The sequence below is a fragment of the Pedobacter sp. PACM 27299 genome, from assembly GCF_001412655.1.
Lineage (GTDB): Bacteria > Bacteroidota > Bacteroidia > Sphingobacteriales > Sphingobacteriaceae > Pedobacter.
The window spans coordinates 1,916,301-1,936,640 of the sequence record NZ_CP012996.1; the positions used below are offsets into that span (position 1 = coordinate 1,916,301).

The 20,340-nt window shown below is 37.6% G+C and carries 18 protein-coding genes; 15 read left to right on the forward strand and 3 right to left on the reverse strand.

What is annotated here, in order from left to right:
- Positions 1-22: 22 nt before the first annotated feature.
- Positions 23-211: a hypothetical protein gene (locus AQ505_RS08045; RefSeq protein ID WP_062547704.1), complete on the reverse strand. Its 189-nt coding sequence runs from the start codon at positions 209-211 to the stop codon at positions 23-25.
- Positions 212-975: 764 nt separating this feature from the next.
- On the opposite strand from AQ505_RS08045, the gene AQ505_RS08050 reads away from it, so the two are divergent.
- The 12 genes from AQ505_RS08050 to istB (AQ505_RS08100) all read left to right on the forward strand — a co-directional run bounded on the left by AQ505_RS08050 (position 976) and on the right by istB (AQ505_RS08100) (position 13,057).
- A complete protein-coding gene (locus AQ505_RS08050; protein ID WP_062547705.1) occupies positions 976-2,250 on the forward strand; it encodes a M20 metallopeptidase family protein in 1,275 nt (424 codons plus the stop codon).
- 224 nt (positions 2,251-2,474) lie between these two features.
- Entirely contained in the window at positions 2,475-2,657 is a 183-nt protein-coding gene (locus AQ505_RS27210; RefSeq protein WP_335338000.1) for an SDR family NAD(P)-dependent oxidoreductase, read from the forward strand.
- Between the two features lie 45 nt (positions 2,658-2,702).
- Entirely contained in the window at positions 2,703-2,885 is a 183-nt protein-coding gene (locus tag AQ505_RS27215) for a hypothetical protein (protein ID WP_335338001.1), read from the forward strand.
- Between the two features lie 154 nt (positions 2,886-3,039).
- Positions 3,040-4,572 carry an IS21 family transposase gene (istA, locus tag AQ505_RS08060; protein WP_231635096.1) on the forward strand — a complete coding sequence of 511 codons (1,533 nt, stop codon included), beginning with the start codon at positions 3,040-3,042 and terminating at the stop codon, positions 4,570-4,572.
- Between the two features lie 21 nt (positions 4,573-4,593).
- On the forward strand, positions 4,594-5,331 hold the full coding sequence (istB, locus tag AQ505_RS08065; RefSeq protein WP_062547708.1) for an IS21-like element helper ATPase IstB: 738 nt from the start codon (positions 4,594-4,596) through the stop codon (positions 5,329-5,331).
- Between the two features lie 474 nt (positions 5,332-5,805).
- Positions 5,806-6,072 (forward strand): SDR family NAD(P)-dependent oxidoreductase, encoded by a 267-nt coding sequence (locus AQ505_RS08070; RefSeq protein ID WP_062547709.1) that lies wholly within the window; start codon positions 5,806-5,808, stop codon positions 6,070-6,072.
- A 166-nt stretch (positions 6,073-6,238) separates the two neighbouring features.
- Positions 6,239-6,889 (forward strand): CPBP family intramembrane glutamic endopeptidase, encoded by a 651-nt coding sequence (locus tag AQ505_RS27335; protein WP_062547710.1) that lies wholly within the window; start codon positions 6,239-6,241, stop codon positions 6,887-6,889.
- Positions 6,890-7,432: 543 nt separating this feature from the next.
- Positions 7,433-7,768 carry a hypothetical protein gene (locus AQ505_RS26620; RefSeq protein WP_197286330.1) on the forward strand — a complete coding sequence of 112 codons (336 nt, stop codon included), beginning with the start codon at positions 7,433-7,435 and terminating at the stop codon, positions 7,766-7,768.
- 40 nt (positions 7,769-7,808) lie between these two features.
- Positions 7,809-8,117: a helix-turn-helix domain-containing protein gene (locus AQ505_RS26625; RefSeq protein WP_197286331.1), complete on the forward strand. Its 309-nt coding sequence runs from the start codon at positions 7,809-7,811 to the stop codon at positions 8,115-8,117.
- 98 nt (positions 8,118-8,215) lie between these two features.
- Entirely contained in the window at positions 8,216-9,727 is a 1,512-nt protein-coding gene (locus AQ505_RS08085) for a PQQ-dependent sugar dehydrogenase (protein WP_062547711.1), read from the forward strand.
- A gap of 1,044 nt (positions 9,728-10,771) precedes the next feature.
- A complete protein-coding gene (istA, locus tag AQ505_RS08095) occupies positions 10,772-12,337 on the forward strand; it encodes an IS21 family transposase (RefSeq protein ID WP_062547713.1) in 1,566 nt (521 codons plus the stop codon).
- 3 nt (positions 12,338-12,340) lie between these two features.
- A complete protein-coding gene (gene istB / locus AQ505_RS08100) occupies positions 12,341-13,057 on the forward strand; it encodes an IS21-like element helper ATPase IstB (RefSeq protein ID WP_062547714.1) in 717 nt (238 codons plus the stop codon).
- 5 nt (positions 13,058-13,062) lie between these two features.
- Here istB (AQ505_RS08100) and AQ505_RS08105 read toward each other — a convergent pair whose 3' ends face one another.
- Entirely contained in the window at positions 13,063-14,193 is a 1,131-nt protein-coding gene (locus AQ505_RS08105; RefSeq protein ID WP_062547715.1) for a hypothetical protein, read from the reverse strand.
- A gap of 62 nt (positions 14,194-14,255) precedes the next feature.
- Positions 14,256-15,980, reverse strand: coding sequence for a hypothetical protein (locus AQ505_RS08110; RefSeq protein ID WP_062547716.1), 1,725 nt, complete (start codon positions 15,978-15,980; stop codon positions 14,256-14,258).
- Between the two features lie 1,075 nt (positions 15,981-17,055).
- Here AQ505_RS08110 and AQ505_RS08120 point away from each other — a divergent pair.
- The 3 genes from AQ505_RS08120 to AQ505_RS08130 are packed head-to-tail and all read left to right on the forward strand — an operon-like array spanning position 17,056 to position 20,280.
- Entirely contained in the window at positions 17,056-18,294 is a 1,239-nt protein-coding gene (locus tag AQ505_RS08120) for an SIR2 family protein (RefSeq protein WP_062547718.1), read from the forward strand.
- On the forward strand, positions 18,281-20,062 hold the full coding sequence (locus tag AQ505_RS08125) for an ATP-binding protein (protein ID WP_062547719.1): 1,782 nt from the start codon (positions 18,281-18,283) through the stop codon (positions 20,060-20,062). The genes AQ505_RS08120 and AQ505_RS08125 overlap by 14 nt, the downstream gene beginning before the upstream one ends.
- Complete coding sequence (locus AQ505_RS08130; protein WP_062547720.1) at positions 20,059-20,280, forward strand: KTSC domain-containing protein; 222 nt, start codon at positions 20,059-20,061, stop codon at positions 20,278-20,280. The genes AQ505_RS08125 and AQ505_RS08130 overlap by 4 nt, the downstream gene beginning before the upstream one ends.
- Positions 20,281-20,340: the final 60 nt, after the last annotated feature.

Genomic DNA, 20,340 nt, shown 5'->3' on the forward strand with positions numbered 1-20,340 from the left:
TTAGGAGCAAACAGTTATCTTTTTATTCGCTATCTTTTACATGATGGCCATCTTTATAGCTAGGCGGAACGACCTCTAATTTCTTTTTGATCAGCATCATCAGTAATGCAGCTGCTGCGAATGAAAACATCACCAATGGTGTACTTTGGATCCCGTAACTGGCGATGAAAAGACCAGATACAGCTGTTCCAAAAACTGATGGTCTCTTCATTCATACGGTTTACTTTGCTTAAATAATCCGCGAAATAACTGTAAGTAGTATGAATTTGCTGACGCCTCAACGATAACAATTGGAATGATTATTCCAATTTAGGATTTGATTTTATTGTTGGACTCGACTGTAATTGTGGAAGAAAGCGGACAGGTCTGAAGAGTAGTTTAAAACGGGGAAGGTAATGTGGTTGTGGTGGGGAAGAGAACTATTTTCTTTTAGCTGGAGGAAGGGGTTGCGAAGGGGGCTGGATACCAGACACTATGGCAACCTTAGGTGAACCCTAAACGAACCTCTTCTGGCACCTATTATAAGGCCCTTCTCTTCCCGACCACTTCCCGACCACTACCTGGTTTTTTTAATCCTTGTATCTTATACTAGCTGTTAGCTATAGATCACTACTCGTTTTTTGCATCATTTATTAGTTTAAAGCTACCCCGCTTGAAGATTGAAAATCCTGACCAGTGACTATTCTTTCGTCCCTTTCCACATGCGAGGCGTTACGGGCAGAAACTTAAATATTCTCCATCTTGTTTTTCGTATGAATCAGAGTAACCAATATTTCTGTGGGTACGAATTGGTTTGTTAACCATCAACTTAAGATCCGTTAAGGATAATGACACTAAGAAATGAGTATAGCAGGCAACAAAGCATTTGCAAAAACCGGCTGAGGAAATATAACCTCAACTTTTATTTGCTATTTTGCTTCGGTTTCAGCTGACTGTTAAAAAATTAGCTGATAAAAGAAGCCTGAATATTTGAATATGAAAATACAACTTCCATTATTCTTACTATTACTAGTCCTTATTGGGTGTCAACAAAAGGAAAATGAAGCCTTAACTCAAGAATTGGTTAGCATAGAAACTGACAAAATTTATGATAAGTTAGTGAAAATTAGAAGAGATTTTCATGCAAACCCTGAGTTGGCAGGAAATGAAAAACGCAGTCAAGAAATCATAAAGCAATATTTGCTGGATTTAGGGATTGAAGTTGAAACAGGCATTTACGGGCATAGTGTTGTAGGCATTCTAAAAGGAGAAAAAGAGGGGAAGAAGATCGCTTGGCGAGCCGATATGGATGCTTTACCAAATGGTTTTCCCGACGAGGTTGAGTTCAAGTCTAAAATAAAAGGAGTGCAGCATGGTTGTGGCCATGATGTACATTTGGCAATAGGACTAGGAATAGCGGAAATCCTTGCAAAACACAAGGAATCAATAAATGGAACAGTATATTTTATATTTCAACCAGAAGAAGAAACATTTGTTGGAGCAAAAAGGATGGTTGACCAGGGTTTATTTTCCAAAATCAAGCCTGACGAAATCTATGGTTTACATATAACTGCGTTACCAGTAGGGCAAATTATGGTTAAGCCAAATGAAATGTTTGCCTACCAAAAACGAATAAGAATTAAGCTGAAAAATGAATTATCCAAAGAAGAAGCCAAAGAACTTGCCAAGAAAGTCTACAGTTCCTTATCCCGTTCACAAACCAATAGTAAGCCTTGGGAAATACAACATATAAGTGACCCTCAAATTGGATTAATGAATCCAAATACGATTTTTAAGGACTACCTGATTATGGATGAGAATTTTGACATCCATTCAGAAAAAGATACACTTTTTTTAGAAGCTTATTTATATGAGACAACCCAATCGAATCTCCAAAAAATCATACCTAAAATTCAACAATTAATTGGAGAACACAGCTATAAGGATAAACTACTTTCGGTTTCATTTATACAGGAAAATCCAACAGTAGTTAATGATGAAAAATTGACTAAAAGTGCCATAAAGACGCTAAATAGAATTGATGGGGATTTAGTTTCAGCTGATTATGGACAAATACCTTATTTTAATGATGATTTCGCCTATTTTCAACAAAAAGTACCGGGTGTTTATTTCTTCTTAGGTGGTTCTAATATGGAGAAAGGAATAACCGCAATGAATCATGCACCTAATTTTAAGGTTGATGAAGAGAGTATAAAAATAGGTGTCAGGAGTTTTTCATCCTTAATTATTGAAAGACTAAAAGAAAAATAAAACCTCAGCTAACAATGGCTATAATTCTTCGGGTAATTCCACACTGTAATCATAGCATAGACGATTTATTTATTTCGCCAAATCATTGATTAAATATAAATCAGATAGGAAATGGTTCGAGAAGAATCAAGTTATGTTAACTGCTTAAAAAGCTGTTTTTCTTTCATGAAAAATGGTTTTTTTTTGCTGCTAACATGAAATATATATTCAGGTATTTAATTTTTATGTTGTTTAGTGTTTCAAATTTTCCGTATTATTTTCTGCCATTGGAATTGGATATTGTTAACGATGATCACGTTAAAGATTCAATTGAGAAGGTAATCGCTCATTTTGGTCAAATTGATGTTATTGTTAATAATGCTGGTTATAGCCAGATTGGAACGCAGGAAGAATTATCAGATAAATAAGTCAAACAAAATTTCGAAGTCAATGTCTTTGGCTTATTAAATGTAATCAGGCATTCCACACCTTACCTGCGAAAACTACGATTAGGTCATGTTTTTAATATTTCTTCTATAGGAGGATTTGTTGCAAATTTCCCCGGATTTGGTATTTATTGCGCCACGAAATTTGCCGGTGCCGGGCTGAGCGTGGATATTACGGTTCGAATAGTGCCAGCTATTTCGGTCTGTTAGTGCCAGCGATTACGGTTTAAATGATGCCACTTTAGTGGTTTAGTTTTTATCCATCTATCCGTTTTACGGTTCGAATTGTGCCACTTTAAAAAGATCAAGAAAGAATTACCTTATCGCTTTTAAATACAGCGATATGGCCAACAAACTTGATCCGATGGACTTAAAACAAATACTCACATTACATCTGGAGGGTTACAGTAACCGTAAAATAGGTTCTGTTCTCGGTATTTCCCGTAACACTGTCAATACCTATATGCAACTGTTTGCTGGTAGCGACTATTCATGTCAGGAGCTTCTGGGGTTTGATACAGTTGCTTTATCCGAACTGTTCTCATCACATACGACCCTGGACACCATTCGCCATAATGAGCTCATGCTTTATTTTGAGGGTGTAAACAAGGCCCGGAACCATCCGGGTTTTACCTTTTTGTATCATTATCAGCAATATGTTGAGCTGGCGGCAGAACCTTATAGTTACACACAGTTCCTTGAGCATTTCCGCCGCAAGTACCCTAAAGAAAAAGGGTCAATGAAACTTCAGCACTTTGCTGGCGAAGAAATGTTCATAGACTTTGCCGGTAAAAAGCTGCAGATCATCGATAAGCAGACCGGAGAGATTGTTCCCGTGGAAGTATTTGTAGCCATACTTCCCTGCAGCCAGTACACTTACGTTCAGGCATGTATGAGTCAGAAACGCGAGGACATGCTGTCGTGTTGTGCTGATGCCTTACGTTTCTATGGCGGATCGCCTAAAGCGATTGTATCGGATAACCTAAAGTCCGCAGTTAACAGATCGAGTAAATACGAAGCCGATATCAACCGTAGCTTTAAAGACTTTGCCCGCCATTATAATTGTGTCATCAACCCCACCCGCAGTTACGCTCCCCAGGACAAGGCGCTGGTTGAGAATGCGGTGCATTTGGTCTACCAGCGTATTTATTATCCTTTACGGGAAATGACCTTCTTTTCTCTGGAAGATCTTAACAGGGAAATTGCTGTCTTATTGGAGTGTTACAACAAGCTTTTGTTCAAACGAAAAGAATCTAGCCGTATTGAACTCTTCCAGAGTATTGAACGTCAGTATCTCAAAGAGCTACCGTCCAGTACCTATGAAATGAAAGACTATAAAAGGGCCAAGGTGCAGAAGATGGGCTACGCATATTTTTCTCCCGATAAGTGTTACTATAGTGTTCCATACCGGTATATCGGCAAGGAGACCATGATCCATTATACCAGGAGCCGTGTTGAGATCTATTATAACCATGAAAGGATTGCGCTGCATCAGCGCAACCTGAACAAGGGCAGCTATATCACCATCACAGATCATCTGAGCAGCACACATAAGTTCTACTCGGATTGGAGCCCTGAGTTCTTCAGGAAAAAAGCATTGCCGCATGGTGAATATGTTTTGGCATGCATAGAAAAGGTACTGGCCTCGCAGGATTACCCGGAAATAAGCTATAAGCGCTCTTTGGGCATTATTCATCTGAACCGTTCCTATGGCTCTGAGCGGCTCAATAATGCCTGTAAAAGGGCTCTGGCTACAGATAGTTGCTCTTATCTGCGTGTAAAGAACATCCTGAAAAATAATATGGACAGACTGCCCGCTATTGATGAACAGCCCGAATCCATAAAACCACATATCCCTCTTCACAGCAACATACGCGGTGCTTCCGCTTACCAATAAAGACAATCAAAAATCACAACAATGAATAATCAGACAGTTGAAAAACTACGTAACATGCGCCTTGGGGCGATGGCTCAATTACACCAACAGTATGTAAAGGAAAACAGGTTCGAAGGCATCACATGCGACGAATACCTGGCACTACTGACCGACCATCAGTGGGAAGACCGCGAGAACAACAAAATTGATCGGTTACTGAAACTGGCAAACTTTAGGCAGAACGCCAGTCTTGCCGATATAAACTATTCCAGTGAAAGAAATCTGGACAAGAACATGTTCGCACGACTTGGTACACTGGACTTTACAATGAGAAAGGAAAACATCATTATATGTGGTGCTTCCGGCACAGGCAAAAGCTATCTATCACAGGCTCTTGGGCATCAGGGATGTCTTACTGGAGTAAAAACACTCTATACAGTAACTGCCAGACTGATCAAAAAGCTGAAATTGAGCAAAGTTGACGGAACCTACCTCAAGGAGCTGGAAAAACTAACTAGAATGGATCTGCTAATACTGGATGACTTTGGCTTGCAAGCTTTCGATAATCAGGACAGGGAAACGCTGATGGATATTATAGACGATCGGCACGGTAAAAGATCAACTATAATCTCCTCCCAAATACCGGTATCGGCCTGGTACGAAATCATTGGTGGTGAAGGAACTATTGCAGACGCCATCTTGGATCGGATTGTAAACTCCTCTCACCGCATTGACCTGAAAGGTGAATCCATGAGAAAAGGAATATTGAAAAAGGAATAATCCCAGCTTTTTTATATAATTGTATGATCTTTTAAGTGGCACGGTTTGACCGAAATCACTGGCACCATCACTCCGAAATACCCACTGAGCGAATCTCTCGCCGAAGAATTAAAGTCTTTTCAAATCAATACAACACTTATTTACCCTGGGTATTTTAGAACTGATTTTCTCACAGGAGACTCCATTAAGACACCTGAATTTCCAATTGGAGCATAGGAGAACGCTAGACAGGTTGAACAAGCACATTTAAATGAAATAAATGGAAGTCAGTCTAACGATTCTGAAAAATCAGCAGAGGTCATCATTCAATTAAGTAAAGAAGAAAAACCTCCATTACATTTTTTGATGGGAGAAGATGCGTATGGCCCCGAAAAACAGCAAATAGCATCTTTACAAAAAGATTTGGATACTTTTAAAGAATTAACCTGCTCAACTGGATATAATAGTAAAACTGCTATTTAAACAAATAGAGATATGAATTTATCAGGAAAATTTGCACTTATTACGGGCGCATCAAGTGGAATTGGTAAAGGTATTGCAAAAGCTCTTGCACTGAAAGGAGTAAAATTAGGCCTTGCTGCCAGAAGAACAGACAAATTGCAAGATGTTTTGACTGAAATAGAGGAGCAAGGTGGAGAAGCCTACATTATCAAAATGGATGTTGCAGACAAAGGGAGCGTTACAGAAGGGCTCGCTAAATTAAAAGAGCAGTTCGGATCAATTGATATTTTGGTAATATAACTCGTCATTCTGGATTTAAGTGGTATAATTGTGCTGTTGAAAACAATCCATATCCACTAGGTTTTAACGAAATGAAAAAGGAGATTCAATCTGCGCAAGGCGATTCAACAATAAGCGATGCGGAGTTTGGACATTTTGTATATATCATGATGTCACATTATTTTGAATGGTAAATGAAGTAACTGCTATTATAGTAAATTTAATATTTGATTTTATAGTACTTCTGATTATTTTTAAGGTTATAAAACCTAAAAATTTTCAGAAGTATATTTATCCAATTAAACCTGATTTAACTATACTACTGTCAATAACAATTTACATTTTATCCTTTTCTATATTTTTGTTTAGTCCACATATAAACTATTCCAAGCAGTATGATTGTTCAGAAGCGCTTACTTTTTTTATTAAATCCGTAATCATTGCACCAATCTTCGAAGAAATTCTTTTTAGAAAAGTTATTTTAAATGAAATATTAAAAACGAGCATCGGGAGATTAATTACCATTGTAGTTACATCGGTTCTATTTGCCTCTTTCCACCTTATTTATATATATCCAGTTTTTAAAATATACTCTCTATTGGGTGTTTTTACATTTAGCCTTTTAGTTTCAGATTTATATATTAGAACTAATAATTTGAAATTAGTAATACTCATCCATGCAGCCAGCAATTTTATAGGATATTTTACACCAAAAATACTGTTCCAGAGCCAGGATTTCGACTCTCCAACGAGAGTATGTGTGTTCATTTCAATAATTTTGGTTTTTGGCTTTCTGCACAAATTTGTAGTAGCTAAATATACTTGCAAAAATAATTGAGAAATTACAGGATATTCTCCTCAGCTCAAAAGAAACGGTGGCAATTTTGCCAAAAACTGACTGGGAAGTGCAAGAGGTAAGATCATATATTTACTCCTATTCAAAAGCGGATCTATTGTAGGTGATGAAGTGAAGTTTTGAATTAAAATAATTTTAGAATATTAACATGAGCTTTCGCGAGAAAATATTATTCTTTTTTTAGTTTTTTGGGGCATTTAACGCACTCATATTAGGGGTTTATTTTATCTTCTTTACGGCTAAGAAACATTTGTCTAATTATCTTTTAGGAGCATTATTAGTGGTATTGAGTATCAGGATCGGAAAATCGGTCGTCTATTTTTTTGACAGTAGTTTACCTCGGATTTACCTTCAACTTGGACTCACAGCGTGTCTTTTTATTGGTCCGTTTTTATGTTTTTTCATCAAATCGGGAGCTAGAAAAATTAAAAGATTGCCAAGGGTGTGGTTATGGCAACTTGTAGGCTGGTTGGTACTCATTGTAGTAATCGGCACTATTTATCCTTATGAACATTTTGCTTCTTTATGGTGGAACTACATCATTCCTCTCATTTACTTTCAATGGGCATTTATATTATTTTTTCAGGGTTTTTATTGTTGCCAATAGTAAAAAGGTTATTCCATAAAGAAGAGCTAAAGACTTTTGAAAAGTGGATATTAACTATTTACTGTGGGGTCTTGGTACTTTTTGCCTCCTATGTTTGGGCAATCCTGAATATTACCAAGGGTAGCCATATAGGTGCGGCTGTATTCTTTTCTTTAATTCTTTATTTAGTAGTATTTACATTACTCTACGGAAAGATAACAAACGATCTTTCTGCGTTCTCTGTTCAGAAATATGGTAAAAAAAAAGCCGGATGATGAAGAAGTGAAGCAAATCATCTCCAGGCTAACCTAAGTAATGACTGAGAAGGAGCTTTTTAAAAATCCAAACCTGAAAGTATCAGATCTGGCCAAAGCGATTAACATTTCTAGCCATCAACTTTCGCAAATTCTAAATGAAAGTATTGAGAAGAATTTTACGCTGTTTATTAACGAGTACCGAATAAATGAAGCTTGTAAACTATTATTAAGTAATACAAACCTTACTATTGAAGCGGTAGCAGATGAAGTGGGATTTAATACAAAATCTACTTTCTTTGCGGCGTTCAAAAAAAATAAGGGCGCAACGCCCAGTGTTTATCAGCAGTTAAACACTCCAGATTTATAAATTCGTACTACTAGATTTAAATTACAGGACCCTGATCATAAAAGTACAGTGCAAATTTGAGCAACAAATAAAAATTTCAAAATTATCAAAGCACTTTTATGAAAAATGCAATCCTGACTATCATTGTAGTAGTCGCCTTTTTTTTCTCTGGATTTTCCCAAAATCAGCCGACTGAAAGGCAATTAATAGAAAATACAATACAACGCTATTTCGATGGCTGGGCAACTGGAGATACGACTAAATTGGGCGGAGCAATGCATCCTTCTTGTTATTTAAAGAATTATAACAATGGTAAATTTATCACATTTACCAGGAATCAGTATCTCAGCTTATTCAAACTTCATGAGCGTACTAAGAATTTAAAAACCAGTATAGTTGCTATCGATATTACCAACAATATGGGGAGTGCAAAAGTGGAAATTAGTACGGAAAGCGATCTGTTTACTGATTATTTCAATTTAATGAAAACCAATGAAGGTTGGTTTATTGCCGATAAAGTTTCGACGAGAACACCACATAAAGTCTTTAATGTAAATGCGATCCTTCCGAAAAAAGAAATCAATATAGAAGGTTTAAAACGCCCTTGGAGCATCGCTTTTATATCAGAAGATGAAGCGCTCATCTCTGAGAAAGAAGGCGATCTTGTAAAAATTAACCTTCTGACTAAAGTAAAGACTAGGATACAAGGTTATCCAGCTGACCTAGATGATAGCATTACTGGCTTTGGAGACAATACAGGGAAATTCGAAGTTCTGTTAGACCCAGATTTTAAAACAAATAAATATGTTTACTTATCTTATGTTGCACTAGCGGATCATAATAGAACTACTAAAATTGTAAGAGCAGTTTTAGAAAATGAAACATTACAGCAAATTAAAGTGCTTTTTGTAGCAGAACCTTATACAAAAGAGCGGTATCATTATGGAGGTGGAATGGTTTTTGGCAAAGATGGTAAATTGTATTTTACTATCGGCGAAAGGTTATTTTCTGAGCAAGATGAGCCTGTAATTCCTATCGCCCAGAATATTGAAGATAGAAGAGGAAAAATATATCGAATTAACCCTGACGGAACTATTCCAAAAGACAATCCAGATTTTGGAAGCAAAGCAAGTCCAGGATTATATGCTCTAGGAATCAGGGCAGCACAAGGGATGACACTTGATACAACTACTAATAAAATCTGGTTTACAGAACATGGTACACATCAAGGGGACGAAATTAATGTGCTGAAAGCAAAAGCGAATTATGGTTGGCCTATGAAAACCACGGGGAAGTACCGTTTTGCAGAATTTGCACCAAAACCTATCCCCGATAATAAATATACAGACCCTGCATGGTCTTGGGTACAAACTGTAGCGCCTACCGGATTAGTTTTTTATTCTGGAAATGAGTTTGCAGCGTGGAAACGAAACTTAATTGTTGCAGGATTATCTAAAGGTAGCTTATGGCGCATGGTAATAGAAGGGGAAAACATAAAAAGCGCTGAAGAACTTTTTACAGATGAGAGAGTAAGAATACGAAAAGTGACGCAAAGTCCTATGGGTAAATTATACATCCTTACCGATGAACTGAATGGTAAGTTGATAAGGATAAGAAATGCAGCTCTTTAAGCGGAAGAGAATGAATGATCAAAGAAAACTTACACATAGTGAATTCGATGAGTAGTGTGAGTTTCCAAAACCACTTACGGAATTGCTGGGCTACTGGATGAGAAACGGAGCATGTTTTGGATGCCTGTAAAATGAAAAAGGCTTGAAATCTTACGATTCCAGGCCTTTTTATATGGTTTTGATGACCATTTCAGCGGAGAGTGGGGGATCGGCCTAAACCAATTTTAAACACTCTTTAGCCCGTATTATATATCTTTTTTGTTTTGAGGGCACCTAATTGGGGCACCATCAAAACAACACATATTCGCTATTCCTTGTTTATTCTAAAGTAGTAAAAAAAAAGCACATAATTAAATTTAATATTGCAATAAATATTATTGCAGAAACCAGAATTTGTTGGCCTATAGTATTTAGCTTTTTTTTAATTCACCTAGTTTAGACATAAGTTCATTATCATTTTTTTTAGGGAAAAACACCTCTATCCTGATTAAGGAATCTGTTGTTGTTTGTGGTAATTTAAAAGAACTCTCTGAGTATATTATCATATTTTTATTAAAAGTACAGGCTTTGGAAGAGTATAATTTATCTGAATCTAAAAACCTATGTTCTACGTCTGGAAGGTCATTTATATATTTTAATTTAGTTTCTAAATTACTTACTAAAAATTTATATATAGAGACGGCGTTTTTGCAATTAGGTATATAATAGTTTATTGAATAATTGTTGTTTTGTAGATAATACCAAACATCAAATACAACCTCTACGCCGTAAATTTTGTCTATAGGTATAGATAAATGGATATTCCGGAGCATGTTGACCCCCCAGTATTGTTTTTATAACCGCATGATATCGTAACGCCATTTATTTGGTTTACTGACATTCCGGCACATGCTGACCCCACCTGGCTTGTTAAAGATTTTGTAACGGAGCATGTTGACCCCTGCTGATTACGTTTAAACCGTATTCTGCTTGAGCATGCTGACCCCCTTCTTTAATTTGATTTGGCTTACTTAGGTGAATACACCCCACCTAACCAGAACGCTGATGGCCGGAAAAGCAAAAGCAATGAGTCAGATCAAACAACTTCTTCGCCTGCACGAGCAAGGCAATTCCATCAAGAGCATTGCCCGAAACCTGGGCATCAGCAAGAATACCGTTAAAGCCTACCTAGCCAAACTGTCTGTAGGGAAACTCGCAGTATCAGAGCTCCTGGATATGGATGATCCTATTCTTAAAGGCAATTTCCATGCTGGTAATCCTGCCTATAAGGACCCCAGGTTCGAACACATGAGCAAGAACCTCGAATATTATTCCAATGAACTTAAAGAAGTCGGCGTAAGCCGAACCCTCCTTTATGAAGAATATATTTCCGGCTACAAAGAAGGATACAGCTATTCCCAGTTCTGTTTCCACCTGCGACAGCAACTTATTGCACGCAGGCCCGGAATGAGACTGGAACATCTCGCCGGCGATAAGTTATTTATAGATTTTGCGGGTAAGCCCATGCATTATATAGATCGTGGTACGGGTGAACTTATCCCATGCCAGATCTTTGTAGCGACACTTCCTTTCTCTGATTACTGTTTTGCCATGGCTGTTCGGAGCCAACGCGTGGATGATTTTTTATATGCACTTGAATGTTGCCTCCGTGAGATCGGTGGTGCTCCAGCGGTGTTAGTTCCCGATAATCTGAAATCAGCAGTGGTAAAAACTGATCGTTTTGAACCTGAGATCAACCGGGCGCTAGAAGACTTTGCAAACTATTACAGCATTACCGTAATCCCCGCCAGGCCGAGAAAGCCAAAGGATAAGGCTTTGGTTGAAAACCAGGTCAAACTCGTCTATAACCGGGTTTATGCCCGTTTGCGTAACCGTCAGTTCTTTGATATTGAATCGCTGAACATCGCCATAAGGGAAAAGGTAAAAGCCCATAACCAGACCCGGATGCAGCAAAAGCCTTATTGCAGAGAGGAACGTTTTCTGGCAGCCGAAAAGCATCTGCTGAAATCGCTGCCTTCTGAGGGCTTTGAGGTAAAGTACTATGCTGAGCCCAAGGTGGCTAATAATAACCACATTTACCTTGGAAAGGATAAGCATTATTATAGCGTTCCGTTTGCATTTGTTGGAACAAAAGTCCAGGTAATATATACCAGGAGTATGGTCAGGATCTATGCACGTGGCAAACAAATCGCCTTGCACATTAGAAATATGCACAGGGCTGGGTATTCAACACAGAAGGAGCATTTGAGTTCACACCACAGGCATTACTTGGAAAGAAGCCCGGAGTATTATATAGCAAGAGCAAAGGAAAAGTCACCAGAGCTCTATATGCTTACCCAGCTCATTTTTGGCCAACCGAGCCATCCTGAGCAGCTTTACAGAACCTGTGATGGTCTACTCAGACTACAGAAGACTGCTTTGCCCGATGCATTTGCAGCAGCATGTGAACTGGCAATCGAGTACCGGAACTTTTCCTACAGGTTTGTGGAACGGATACTTAAGAACAATATGACAAACCATCAGGATCTGGTAAAACCAGACCAATCTCTGCCCGAGCATCAGAACATTAGGGGAAGCGAATATTATTCACAATCAACACTTAAATTCTAAAGAATGAACATTGAAACACAGCTTAAACAGCTTCGTCTGCACGGAATGAACCGGAGCTGGCAGGCCTTAACAGAAACAAGAAAGCTCCATGAGCTTACCTTTAGCGAAGGAATGGAAGTTCTTCTGCAGGCCGAAAGCGATGACCGGGACGGCAAACGCTTTGAAAGACTACAGGCTAATGCCAACTTTCGCTACAGGGCATCAATAGAGGAACTGAATATGGAGACCGCAAGGGGGCTAGATAGGTCGCTTATTGCAAATTTTGCGACAGGCGAATACATTCCTAAAGGGGAAGCAATATTGGTATGCGGTTCTACTGGTACTGGAAAAAGTTTCCTGGCGTCAGCGCTGGGACATCAGGCATGTACTCAGGGATACAGAGTGGCTTATTTTAATGTCCAAAAATTATTGCTGAAAACTAAAATGAGCCGTATTGATGGTACTGTATATAAGTTCTTCGAGAAAATATCAAAGGCCGAGTTGCTTATCCTTGATGATTTCGGACTGACCCATCTCGAACAGCAGCAGCGGATGGACATGATGGAGATTATAGAGGATCGCCATGCATCAAGGGCTACCATAATTGCCAGCCAGTTACCAGTGGCGAAGTGGTATGATATCATCGGAGAAAATACAATTGCCGATGCACTTTTAGATCGTATGGTGCATACTTCATACAGAATTGAACTAAAAGGAGAAAGTCTAAGAAAAAAAAGGTAAAATTGTCATGCCATCAGATTCTGATGAGCCAAATCCCAGACGGGGTCAGTATGATGCATTACTGGGGTCAACATCACCATAATATCCATAGATAAATGAATATTATATTTGTTAAAGTAGGTTTTACTATATTCAAGTTTACGATTTTGAGTGTCAAAGGCCCTTTTGAAACTTGTTTTTTTTTCTATTTTTTGCCCGATACATTTTTCATAGATTCTCTCACCATTAGGATCGATAGGGACTGACCTTCCATTCACTTCTATATATGACATTTTTCCATCAGGTATCGGATAACCTAAATGTCTGCCACTCCAAATTATACCGTTGTCACTATTCAATTCATCTGAGGTATCGAGAAATTCATAAAAAATTCTTCCATTAGAAATACTGGTTATCTTTGAGTATGTGGTATACAACAATCGTAATCCAGAATTAACAAATGAAGGTTTTAGTGCAATATTATCTGCATTACCTTTAGCTGCCATTGAAGGATACGTTAATCCTTCAATGCATTCTCCATCCATTAAATGATTAGATATCGCTATACTTATTTTATATAAATAAGTTTTATTTTCTGGTATTTCTCTTGTAAAAGCATCTGCTAAATAATCGTAAATGATTTGGTTAAGCTCTCCATATTTAGCAATTTCTTTTACAAAGGTATGAGCTGTAGGTAGATTTCTTTTTGAAGCAAGCCTTTGCTCTGTCTGCGATGTAAATCCAACATGACTCAATCTCATTTCTTTAGTAGTGATATATGCGCCTTCAACATAATACTGCCCATCCTTGACATGCAACTCATTAGTTGGGACTGAGCTTTCAATACTTCCATAAAATATTGGTTGCCCAATATCGTTGCATCTGCCATAATTTTTAGCAAATTCCGGAGTTGGATGAATAATTTCTTTAAGATGTGTTGGTTTACTTTGACAGATTCTTCCTCTAAAAATAATTGTATTAATTGGTGTTGGCGGCAATGTAATTATTAAATTTTCTATAATGGGCCACAGTGCTTCACTGATTTCTTGAATTGATGAAGATCCAAGATCTAGGGAGTTTACATTTGTTATAGCTAATAAGACATCTTCCTTTGTGGGGAATATTCGAGATTCTGTGGGTTTTGTTTGTGTGAACATGATTTTAGTCCTCAATATAGTTGTTTATAAATGTTTCTGCCGGTCCCATCCAGCCCCAAGTTTTAGAGAGCAGTTTTATAATCACCCATGTATGCACAGTACTTCAGGTTCCGTGCGATCACATCAAGATCATTGTGAATAATATCTGGAAAGTCGATGGTCAATTCACCGATTTGAAAATGCTGGACTTTGACCCTGCTTTCAGCTATTACTACCAGTTCCTCCATATAACCGTTAATATCATTCTTCATATTACTGATTGTCATATCTGAGTTCTGGAGTTTTTTACCCAAAAGCCCAGTCATAATACTATAGTTGAGAATTTGATGATTCCCATTCCATGCTTTCACAGATCCTGCACAATGCCTGACTAATATGATATTGATTGTCTTAATTGTATCGAGCCTAGTTCCAAAGGCCTGGTTAATATGTTGTAGTTTTTTTTCTTCTCCCATTTTTTCATACCGTTCTATCTGCTCGGCTGCCTCCAGAGTTCGTTTTTCTACATTGGTGATAGTACGGTTACTGGACGGAGCCACAGTCGCTTTAATTTGAAAGACCAAGCAGGTCTTTTCAATTTCAGAGAGTACCATCAGATCGATTTCTCCTTCCGCATAGTGGATGTTTTTTTTTACTTTTAGTTCGGAAGAGAATTTGTTAAATAATCGTTCAGTTTGATTAATTAGTGTAGGTTCTAGGTATTTCGAAATATTGTCGTCAAACAATCTCTGGTTCTTTTCTTTCACCGAATAGAGGATGTTTTGAAAAGGGTGCATGTACCTAAGCGCATGAGGACTAAAAATCACTTTTGTCTTTGTGAGCACAAATGGAGGGAAATACCCATCTTTGCAAGCAGAATTGGATTCGTATTGTCTGTGCTCTGGCTGTTGGTGTATTGATATATAATACGAAAGGATTTTATCAAACGTGGTCATGGAAAGGTTGCTGATTAAGCACATCAAATCAAAAATGTAGTAATCTTCACAGCACACTGAGTTTCGAAGATACATATCTTGATATGCTCTTGAATATGCTGTATCTGTTAAGGAAGCGGCCATCCAGAGTTTTCCGAGCTGAATCTGAAAATCTGAAAATGCTGTCAAAGTTGCTTTAAACTGGTCGTACTCTTTGTTGCTGAATCCTAAATGAGCTTCGATGGCCGGATCCGGCAAGACTTCTATACGTTGAGAAAGCCTAATGTGGTGAAGGAACAGCGATCTGATCCAATCAAAATCTGATTCTTCCATTTGATACTGATGCCGTTCAACTTTTTGCTTTAAATATGCTTTAAGCTTATCTGCATCCAAGAATGAGAGAGAAAGCTGCTGTGCTGTCGCACTAAGTATTTTGTCCTTTATCTCTGCATCTGCAAACTTTTCCTCTTTAAATATCAAACTAAAGTTCAATTCGCCATTTTGGATCACATCAAAGATCTTTTTGTGGATCTGAGGCATAATCTGGCAGTAGTGCGCATATGCATATAGCGTGTTGATGTCTTCAGATAAATCTGGGTCACCTTGCAGTTTTTCCATGCTTTCTTCCGTGCTCATTATCGGGACTTGCTTTGAATATTCGTTAATGATAGGGTATACATCGGCGAGGCGTCCTAGGTAGTCCATGGGGTTATCGGCAGTGGGGTTTGCATCAAGATATTCCACTTGATACAAAGCAAATGTTAAAATAGACTGAAAACTGTGTTTCCAGATATTGAGATTAGGGATTATATTATCTATTGTGCTTTCCTCTTTTTTGAAAGCTTCTAGCATTTTTTGTTTTGTCGAGTTCATTGGGGTTGGTTATGTTGGCAAAGATGCTAAGTTTTTTAAAACTAAGGGCATTACCCTTCGGGTCAGGCTTTCTGTTTCGATCTTGTGATATCAAACGGGTTTTCTCTGCAATCCTTAATGTGGCCATTTACTCTGGCTTGCCCTTCATCGGTCGTACAGAAAAAGGCGAGGAAGCGATGTTGATCTTCTAGCCTGCGAACGCATAATCAAGTGTTTAAGGTTTTGATAATCAGTAGTCTGCTGTGACAGGTGCTACTGCAATTATTCCCATGCGGGAAACATTTGAATTGAACGTTCAATTAGTGAATCCAAATCAAGCTGTGTTTGTTTCTCGGTTTTTGAAGTAAAAGGTAAGTGTACCCATTTTGATGAGTTAACCAAGCTCCACAGGATCCGTAGTGAATTTAGTAGAAAAATTGGTACTCTGATTAACCGTGGATTTAAAGTTATGCCAGTCATAATGGGTAGTCTACCGATCGGAAGCGGTCGCGTCAGTGGCTTATTTGATAATAATAACTGAAGGGTACAGGCGGACAATAGTTTAGAATAAGACTTGCACTCATTTTCCTGATTTGGGTTTAATGTTTAAATAGATCTTATTGTAATGCTTTTCACTTACTGGCAATTTTCAGACTCACTACGGTTTACCGTAAACAAAAAAAATAAAAACCCATTACCTTTAAAATCAAAGACCAAAACACCATGCGAATGATATATTTGATGAATAAACCATTATTGTTGATTTTTTCTAATCAGTATTGTTTTTTTAATTAAATATTGGCAACTTTAAATTTAACTAAACTTATTGAGCTAAATAGTATGTAAACTGAAAGCGCTACTCTTCATTGTTTTTAACCTAAAGTTATTAAATTTTATCCAAAAAAAAAGCTAAAGGCAAGCTCTTTTAGCTTTGTGCTACGGTTATAATCTTTGTGGATCGGTTTGAAGTCCGCTTGGCTTATTAAATGTATTTAAGTTTGTTAGGTGTAAAATATTCTGAGTAGAGAATATTATTAAACAAATTAATATCTATTGAAGAATCAAATAACAGAGAGAGTTTAAAATTAAGAAGATAATGGTTACAACAACACATGACCCCTCAGAATACATTAGAGGTATTCAACAAATTCTTACTTCTGATAAGAAAAGGATCGGATTTTTGTTTGGTGCAGGGAGCTCCTTGGCAGTAAAAAATGGAAATAGTTTAACTGTTCCGGCAATAGGAAAGATGACCAATGATATTGTTAAGTTAGTTGGAGAGGCATGCGCTGATTATGAAAAAGCGCTTGTGGAAATAAAGATTGAACTGGGGGAAAAAAACTTTAATATTGAGACCATCTTATCAAATTTAGAACAGAAAGTAACATTCATTGGTGCTGGTAAATTAAATGGGCTTGAGAAAGGCAGCTTTGAAAGTCTTATTACAGAAATTAAGAAGAATGTGCGCAAAATGGTTAGTGTACATAAGACCGCAGATTCAAAAATTGCATCTAACGCTATTGTAAAGGATCTCGTGCATACGGATTTTGCGAATTGGATTGGTCAGGCAGAAAGAAAGCATCCAATAGAAATTTTTACTACGAACTATGATTTTCTCTTTGAACTCGGGCTGGAATGTAAGGAAATACCATATTACGATGGCTTTTGTGGTAGCTTAAGACCATTTTTTAACCCTGAATCTGTAGAAGATCTCTCTTTTTTGGCTAAACAAACTAAGCTATGGAAAATACATGGATCACTTGGCTGGCATTTCGATAAGGATACTGGAAAAATTTTACGGGTTAATCCTGATGATAATGATATACTTATTTATCCGTCCACTCTTAAGTACAAGGATTCAAAGAAGCAACCATACGAAAGTCTTTTAGATAGATTATCTAATTTCCTAAAACAAGATGATTCAATACTGATTACGTGTGGTTATTCTTGGGGTGATGAACACATCAATTCGCGTATTATTTCAGCACTTAAAACCAATACAACCTCACATGTTATCGGATTAATATTTGATAATTACGAAGTGTTAACCGCTGAAAGCAACGTTGTCAAATTGGGGCTTGATAATACTAAAATATCATTCTATGGTTCACGATCGGCAGTAATCGGATGTGCTCATGGAAATTGGCTAATTAAGACAAAACCTCAGGTAAATGACAATGTAGAGCAATTCTTTATTGCAGATCCAGAAATAGAGGACGAGTGGGTGGGAAGTGGGGAATTTATCTTGCCAGATTTCGGTAAGCTAGTAAACTTCCTGAATTCAATGATTAACGACAACGAGATAAGGAGGCTTGGAATAAATGGCAAGAAATAAAATAACAGAAATCGGTGAGATCGATAGTATAAGCGGGAATAGCATATCCGTGAAATTATTTGACAACATAAAATCCAATATGCCTATTATTGACGGTGTTGTTTATCGTATAGGACAGATTGGATCTTTTGTAAGGATCCCCTTGGGATATGCAAACCTTTATGGTATTGTCACTCAGATTGGTGCAGGAGCAATTCCAGAAAGCTTAAAAGAAATATATGTCAAAGATTACAGTGCATTCCAGAATACAAGTTGGATAAACATTGTTCTCGCAGGAGAACAGGTCGGTAGAAAATTTGAGAGAGGTGTGACTCAGTATCCAACTACAGGTGATAAGGTTCATTTGGTGACCATTCAAGATTTGGATATTATATATGGCGGCTACGAGGATGTTAATTCTATTAAAATAGGAAACATTAGTGTATCTGAAAGCTTAGAGGCTAGAATCGACTTAAATAAGCTGATATCGCGGCATTGTGCAATTGTCGGATCGACTGGTAGCGGAAAATCTAATGCTGTTTCGGTTTTACTTGAAGCAATAGCAAAGAGAAATTTTGAGAGTTCTAGAATTTTGGTAATAGATCCACATGGAGAATATAATGATGCCTTGGCTAAATATTCTAAGGTCATTGAGGTAAATCCGGTTGATGAAAAAAATAAACTCTACATACCATTTTGGGCGCTACAATTCAATGAACTAATGAGTATATTTTCGGGTACTCTTTCTGATACCAATCGTGAATACGTTAGAGAGAAGGTGGTAGAGGCAAAGATAAAGAGTGCAGATGAGAACAAAATGGATATTTCAAAGGAGTCTATTACTGCTGATTCTCCCATTCCTTTTAGTCTTAAAAGACTATGGTTTGAATTGGACGACTTTGAAAGAAAAAATTTTGGTCTAGATCGCGTCACAGTTTCAGCAAAAATAGCTGAGGGAGAAATCGAGTCCTTAAAATCAAACCAATATCCTCCTGCGGGCTTGGGGAGCAGTCCTCCTTTCCTAAATCCTAAGGCAAAAGGGTTATTGAACTTTTTGGATGGAATGCGAAACAAGCTCAACGACAGTAGCTACGGATTTTTGTTCGCTCCTGGTAAATTAAATCCGAATGAAAATGGAATGATCGAAAAGGATATCGATACGTTATTTCTAGATTGGCTTGGTAACAAATTACCGATCACGATTTTAGATTTGTCTGGGATACCTAGTGAAATTATGACTTCAATATCAGGTACGTTACTAAAAATCATTTATGACGGGTTATTCTGGGGGGTCAATACCCAAGTCGGAGGTAAAAATCAACCATTAATGATTGTACTTGAGGAAGCTCATAGTTACCTCAAATCAGGTGAACACTCCATTTCTTCTAGAACAGTACAAATGATTGCAAAAGAAGGCAGGAAATATGGCGTAGGCTTATTGCTAGTAACCCAACGCCCTTCTGAATTAGATGAAACTGTATTGAGCCAATGTGGTACTATGATCGCGTTGCGAATGAATAATGCAAAGGATCGTTCACACATTCGATCAGCGGTTCAGGATGAATTACAGAGTATGGTTGACCTCTTGCCAAGCCTTAGAACCGGAGAAGCTCTGATTTCTGGAGAGGCGGTGAAAATTCCCTCAAGGGTCAAATTCTTTAAAATCGCCCATGCACCGAAAAGTTCGGATCCAAAAGCTTCAGAACAATGGCTTACAACAATTGATGACCCTGAGGAAGAATATAAAAAGCTATTAAAGGCTTGGAGAAACAAAAATTATAAGATATGAATTTACCAGAAATGACTTTTATCAATTCCTCGACGATTGAAAGCGTTGGTTATGATGAGCAAAATGAAGATGTATATGTAACCTTTCTAAAGGGCGGCCTATATGTATATAGGGGAGTTAACCAATTTGAGTTTGAAAACCTACGGGACGCTCCCTCAGCGGGTTCTTATTTGCATAGGAACTATAAGAATGTTTATCCTTGTGAAAGAGTGGGCTAAATTTAAACTTCTTTAGCTTTCGTGGAATTAGCCATCAGCAATTAAGTAAAAATAATGATA

Excerpts from the sequence above, each read along its gene's own strand:
- AQ505_RS08045 (WP_062547704.1), bottom strand. The coding sequence starts at position 211 with ATGAAGAGACCATCAGTTTTTGGAACAGCTGTATCTGGTCTTTTCATC.
- AQ505_RS08050 (WP_062547705.1), top strand. The coding sequence starts at position 976 with ATGAAAATACAACTTCCATTATTCTTACTATTACTAGTCCTTATTGGG.
- AQ505_RS27210 (WP_335338000.1), top strand. The coding sequence starts at position 2,475 with ATGTTGTTTAGTGTTTCAAATTTTCCGTATTATTTTCTGCCATTGGAA.
- istA (WP_231635096.1), top strand. The coding sequence starts at position 3,040 with ATGGACTTAAAACAAATACTCACATTACATCTGGAGGGTTACAGTAAC.
- istB (WP_062547708.1), top strand. The coding sequence starts at position 4,594 with ATGAATAATCAGACAGTTGAAAAACTACGTAACATGCGCCTTGGGGCG.
- AQ505_RS08070 (WP_062547709.1), top strand. The coding sequence starts at position 5,806 with ATGAATTTATCAGGAAAATTTGCACTTATTACGGGCGCATCAAGTGGA.
- AQ505_RS27335 (WP_062547710.1), top strand. The coding sequence starts at position 6,239 with ATGGTAAATGAAGTAACTGCTATTATAGTAAATTTAATATTTGATTTT.
- AQ505_RS26620 (WP_197286330.1), top strand. The coding sequence starts at position 7,433 with ATGGTGGAACTACATCATTCCTCTCATTTACTTTCAATGGGCATTTAT.
- AQ505_RS26625 (WP_197286331.1), top strand. The coding sequence starts at position 7,809 with ATGACTGAGAAGGAGCTTTTTAAAAATCCAAACCTGAAAGTATCAGAT.
- AQ505_RS08085 (WP_062547711.1), top strand. The coding sequence starts at position 8,216 with ATGAAAAATGCAATCCTGACTATCATTGTAGTAGTCGCCTTTTTTTTC.
- istA (WP_062547713.1), top strand. The coding sequence starts at position 10,772 with ATGGCCGGAAAAGCAAAAGCAATGAGTCAGATCAAACAACTTCTTCGC.
- istB (WP_062547714.1), top strand. The coding sequence starts at position 12,341 with ATGAACATTGAAACACAGCTTAAACAGCTTCGTCTGCACGGAATGAAC.
- AQ505_RS08105 (WP_062547715.1), bottom strand. The coding sequence starts at position 14,193 with ATGTTCACACAAACAAAACCCACAGAATCTCGAATATTCCCCACAAAG.
- AQ505_RS08110 (WP_062547716.1), bottom strand. The coding sequence starts at position 15,980 with ATGAACTCGACAAAACAAAAAATGCTAGAAGCTTTCAAAAAAGAGGAA.
- AQ505_RS08120 (WP_062547718.1), top strand. The coding sequence starts at position 17,056 with ATGGTTACAACAACACATGACCCCTCAGAATACATTAGAGGTATTCAA.
- AQ505_RS08125 (WP_062547719.1), top strand. The coding sequence starts at position 18,281 with ATGGCAAGAAATAAAATAACAGAAATCGGTGAGATCGATAGTATAAGC.
- AQ505_RS08130 (WP_062547720.1), top strand. The coding sequence starts at position 20,059 with ATGAATTTACCAGAAATGACTTTTATCAATTCCTCGACGATTGAAAGC.